Genomic DNA, 5,034 nt, shown 5'->3' with positions numbered 1-5,034 from the left:
CCACGCCCCTGACCTCCCCCGAATCCGACGCCGAACCGCGCCAGCGCCGCGCCCGGCGCAAGGAGGCGCGCCCGGGCGAATTGCTGGACGCGGCGCTGCGCCTGTTCGTTGAAAAGGGCTTCGCCGCCACCCGGGTGGAAGAAGTCGCCGCGCTGGCCGGCGTGTCCAAGGGCACCCTGTTCCTGTACTTCCCGAGCAAGGAAGAGCTGTTCAAGGCCGTGGTGCGCGAGAACCTGGCCGGGCGCTTTCCCGAGTGGAACGAGGAACTCGACCACTTCGAGGGCGACAGCGCCGAGCTGGTGCGCTACTGCCTGCACACCTGGTGGGAGCGCGTGGGCATGACCCCGGCTTCCGGCATCACCAAGCTGGTGATGAGCGAGGCCGGCATGTTCCCCGAGATCGCGGCCTTCTACCAGAAGGAGGTGATCGAGCCCGGCCACGAACTGATCCGGCGAATCCTGCAGCGCGGCATCGACCGCGGCGAGTTCCGCCCGCTCTCCATGGACTACGCCATCTACAGCCTGATCGCGCCGATGATCTTCGTGCTGATGTGGAAACATTCCATGGCGCCCTGTTGCGCCTCGAACGAGACGCTGGACCCGATCGGCTTCATCGACAACCAGGTGGACCTGCTGCTGCACGGCATGCTCGCGCCCAGCCCCACGCCCTGACCTTCACGCCACCATGAACGCTCCCCGCTCGCGCTCCACCTGGATCAAATGGCTGCTGCTGGCCGTGCTGGTGCTGGGTGTCGGCCTGGGCCTGGTGCGCGCGCTGGACAAGCGCAAGACCCAGGGCGACACCGCCCGCGCGGCCGCCGAGGCGCTGAAGACCGCGCCGGTGTACACGCTCTCCGCGCGCGACGTGGTGGCCGTGCAGGCGCTGGAGCTGACGCAGACGGTGGGCCTCTCGGGCTCGGTGCAGGCCTTGCAGACCGCCGCCATCAAGGCGCGCACCGCCGGCGAGATCCAGGGCCTGAGCAAGCGCGAAGGCGACGCGGTGAAGGCCGGTGAGGTGGTGGCGCGCATCGACAGCACCGAGGCCGACGCGCGCGTGCGCCAGGCCACGCGGCAGGCCGAGTCGGCCCAGTCGCAGGTGGCGATCGCGCGGCGCACGCTGGACAACAACCAGGCCCTGGTGCGCCAGGGCTTCATCTCGGCCACCGCGCTGGAGACGGCCAGCGCCAACCTCGCCGGCGCCGAAGCCACGCACCAGGCCGCATTGGCCGCGCTGGACATCGCGAAGAAGGCCCTGGCCGACACCACGCTGCGCTCGCCCCTGACCGGCCAGATCTCGGCCCGCCTGGTGCAGAACGGCGAACGCGTGGGCGTGGACACGCGCGTGTTCGACGTGGTGGACCTCTCGGCCTTCGAAATGGAAGCCGCCATCACCCCGGCCGACGCGGTGTCGGTCAAGGTGGGCCAGACGGCGAACCTGCGGGTCGAAGGCCTGGCCGAACCGGTGCGGGCCACGGTCTCGCGCATCAACCCCAGCGTGCAGGCGGGCAGCCGCAGCGTGCTGGTGTACCTGCGCGTGCCTGCCGCCGAAGGCATGCGCCAGGGCCTGTTCGCGCAGGGCCAGATCGTCACCGGCGCGGTCAACGCGCTGGCGGTGCCGCTGTCCTCGGTGCGCAACGACAAGCCCCAGCCCTATGTGCAGGTGGTGCGCGAGAGCAAGATCGCCCACGTGGTGCTGGACGGCGGCGCCACCGGCCTGCGCGGCAGCGAGCCCATGCGCGAGGTCAAGGGCCTGCAGGCCGGCGAGCCGGTGCTCAGCGCCCAGGCCGGCGCCATCCGCGAAGGCACGGCCGTTCGCCTGGCCACCCACTGAGCGCGCCGCACCATGTGGTTCACCCAGGTCTCGCTGCGCAACCCGGTCTTCGCCACCATGGTGATGATCGCCTTCGTGGTGCTGGGCCTGTTCTCGTTCCAGCGCCTGCAGGTGGACCAGTTCCCCAACATCGATTTCCCGGTGGTCGTGGTGCAGGTGGCCTACCCGGGCGCCTCGCCCGAGATCGTCGAGTCCGAGGTCACCAAGAAGGTCGAGGAGGCGGTCAACGCGATCGCCGGCGTCAACACCCTGACCTCGCGCAGCTACGAAGGCCAGTCCCTCGTCATCATCGAGTTCCAGCTGACGGTGGACGGGCGCAAGGCGGCCGAGGACGTGCGCGAGAAGATCGCCATCCTGCGCCCGGTGTTCCGCGACGAGGTGGAAGAGCCGCGCGTGCTGCGCTTCGACCCGGCCAGCCGCTCGATCTGGTCGGTGGCCGTGATCCCGCAGGCCGTGGACGGCAAGACACCGAGCGCGGTCGAGCTCACCACCTGGGCCGAGCAGGTCTTCAAGAAGCGGCTGGAGAACGTGCGCGGCGTGGGCTCGGTCACGCTGGTGGGCGCCACGCGGCGCGCCGTCAACATCGACCTCGACCCCTCGGCCATGGAAGCGCTGGGCGTGACCACCGAGCAGGTCAACGCCGCCGTGCGCAACGAGAACCAGGACCTGCCGGTGGGCACGCTCAAGACCGGCGAGGCCGAGCGCGTGGTGCAGGTGCTCTCGCGGCTGCAGAACCCGCAGGACTTCGAGCACATCATCGTCGCGCGCCGCGGCGGCCAGGCCGTGCGCCTGGGCCAGGTGGCGCGCGTGAGCGACGGCACGCAGGAGGTGGAGAGCCTGGCGCTCTACAACGGCCAGCGCACCCTGCTGCTGCAGGTGCAGAAGGCGCAGGACGAGAACACCATCGCGGTGACCGACGGCCTGAAAGCCGCCGTGGCCTCGCTCGGCGCCGAGCTGCCGCCCGGCGTGCGGCTGGAGCAGATCGCCGACGGCTCGCGACCGATCCGCGTCTCGGTCGAGAACGTGCGCCGCACCCTGATCGAAGGCGCGGTGCTCACCGTGCTGATCGTGTTCCTGTTCCTGAACTCCTGGCGCTCGACCGTCATCACCGGCCTCACACTGCCGATCGCGCTGATCGGCACCTTCTTCTTCATGAACCTGTTCGGGTTCACCATCAACATGATCACGCTGATGGCGCTCACGCTCTCGGTGGGTCTGCTGATCGACGACGCCATCGTGGTGCGCGAGAACATCGTGCGCCATGTGCAGATGGGCAAGCGCCCGTTCGACGCGGCCATGGACGGCACGCAGGAGATCGGCCTGGCCGTGCTGGCCACCACGCTGTCCATCGTGGCCGTGTTCCTGCCGATCGGCTTCATGGGCGGCATCATCGGCAAGTTCTTCCACGAGTTCGGCATCACCATGGTGGCGGCCGTGCTGATCTCCATGTTCGTGAGCTTCACGCTCGACCCGATGCTGTCCTCGGTCTGGCACGACCCCGAGATCGAGAAACACGGCCACGCCGCCAGCGGCCCGAAGACCTTCTACGACCGCACCATCGGCCGCGTGACCGGCTGGTTCGACCGCTTCCAGGACGACCTGAGCCACACCTACCAGGGCACGCTGCGCTGGTCGCTCAAGCACAAGCTCGCCACGCTGGGCCTGGCCCTGGCCACCTTCGTCGGCAGCCTGTTCATCGTGCCGCTGCTGGGCACCGAGTTCGTGCCCACGGCCGACTTCTCCGAGACCTCGCTGAGCTTTCACACGCCGGTGGGCTCCTCGCTGGAGGCCACCGAGGCCAAGACGCGCGAGGTCGAGGGCATCCTGCGCGAGTTCCCCGAGGTGAAGTACACGCTGTCCACGCTGAACACCGGCAACGCGCAGGGCACCATGTACGCCAGCATCTACGTGCGCCTGACCGACCGCCACGAGCGCACGCTGAGCGCGCTCGAGATGTCGGCGCGCCTGCGCGAGCGGCTGCGCGGCGTGCCCGGCATCACCGTGACGCACGTCGGCCTGCTCGACGCCGTGGGCGGCAACAAGCAGGTGGAGTTCTCGCTGCAAGGCGACGACCTGGCCGAGCTGGAGCGCCTGACGCAGACCGTGATGGAGCGCATCCGCCCCATCGTCGGCCTGGTCGACCTGGACGCCAGCGTGAAGCCCAACAAGCCCACGGTGGACGTGAAGATGAAGCGCGACCTGGCCTCCGACGTGGGCGTGAGCGTGGCCACGGTGGGCGCCAGCCTGCGCACCTTGGTGGCCGGCACCACGGTGGGCAACTGGCGCGCCGCCGACGGCCAGAGCTACGACGTGAACGTGCGCCTGGCGCCCAGCGGGCGCGAGCGCGCGAGCGACCTGGAGCAACTGCCTTTCATGGTCGGCACCGACAGCGACGGCACGGCGCGCGTGGTGCGCCTGGGCCAGGTGGCCGACGTGGTGGACGCCACCGGCCCGAACCAGATCAACCGCCGCAACCTCAACCGAGAGGTCTCGATCAACGCCAACGTCTACGGGCGTTCGCCGGGCGAGGTCTCCACCGAGATCCGCCAGGTGCTCGACACCATCGCCTTCCCGCCCGGCTACCGATACGAGTTCGGCGGCTCCACCAAGAACATGCAGGAGTCCTTCGGCTACGCGCTCTCGGCGCTGGCCCTGGCCATCATCTTCATCTACATGATCCTGGCCAGCCAGTTCCAGAGCTTCCTGCAGCCGCTGGCGCTCATGACCTCGCTGCCGCTCACACTGATCGGCGTGGTGCTGACCCTGCTCATGTTCGGCTCCAGCATGAGCATGTTCTCGGTCATCGGCATCGTGCTGCTCATGGGCCTGGTCACCAAGAACGCGATCCTGCTGGTCGATTTCGCGATCCGCGCGCGCGAAGGCCGCGCGGGTGAGCCGCCGATGGACCGCGAGTCCGCGCTGCTGCTGGCCGCGCGCGTGCGGCTGCGCCCCATCCTGATGACCACGCTGGCCATGGTGTTCGGCATGGTGCCGCTGGCGTTCGCGCTCACCGAAGGCTCTGAACAGCGCGCGCCCATGGGCCAGGCCGTCATCGGCGGCGTCATCACCTCCTCCCTGCTCACCCTGGTGGTCGTGCCGGTGGTCTATTGCTACATGGACGACCTCGGCAACTGGTTCCGCCGCCGGCTCGGCCTGGCGATACCCCACCCCGTCCCCGAAGGTCCCACTCCTTAAAATCTCGCG

The 5,034-nt window shown here is 69.2% G+C and carries 3 protein-coding genes; all 3 read left to right on the top strand.

Annotation, left to right across the window (positions count from 1 at the left end; translation table 11 throughout):
• The coding region (locus AC3WPZ_RS27520; protein WP_492442517.1) for a TetR/AcrR family transcriptional regulator at positions 1-671 on the top strand (671 nt) is incomplete at its 5' end.
• A gap of 13 nt (positions 672-684) precedes the next feature.
• Complete coding sequence (locus AC3WPZ_RS27515; protein WP_492442515.1) at positions 685-1,830, top strand: efflux RND transporter periplasmic adaptor subunit; 1,146 nt, start codon at positions 685-687, stop codon at positions 1,828-1,830.
• A gap of 12 nt (positions 1,831-1,842) precedes the next feature.
• Complete coding sequence (locus tag AC3WPZ_RS27510) at positions 1,843-5,025, top strand: efflux RND transporter permease subunit (protein WP_382327167.1); 3,183 nt, start codon at positions 1,843-1,845, stop codon at positions 5,023-5,025.
• Positions 5,026-5,034: the final 9 nt, after the last annotated feature.

This window comes from Hydrogenophaga sp. FW305-3-2-15-A-LB1, assembly GCF_058787875.1.
The sequence above is the reverse complement of the archived record's forward strand: the minus strand, read 5'-3'. Positions and strand labels throughout refer to the sequence as shown.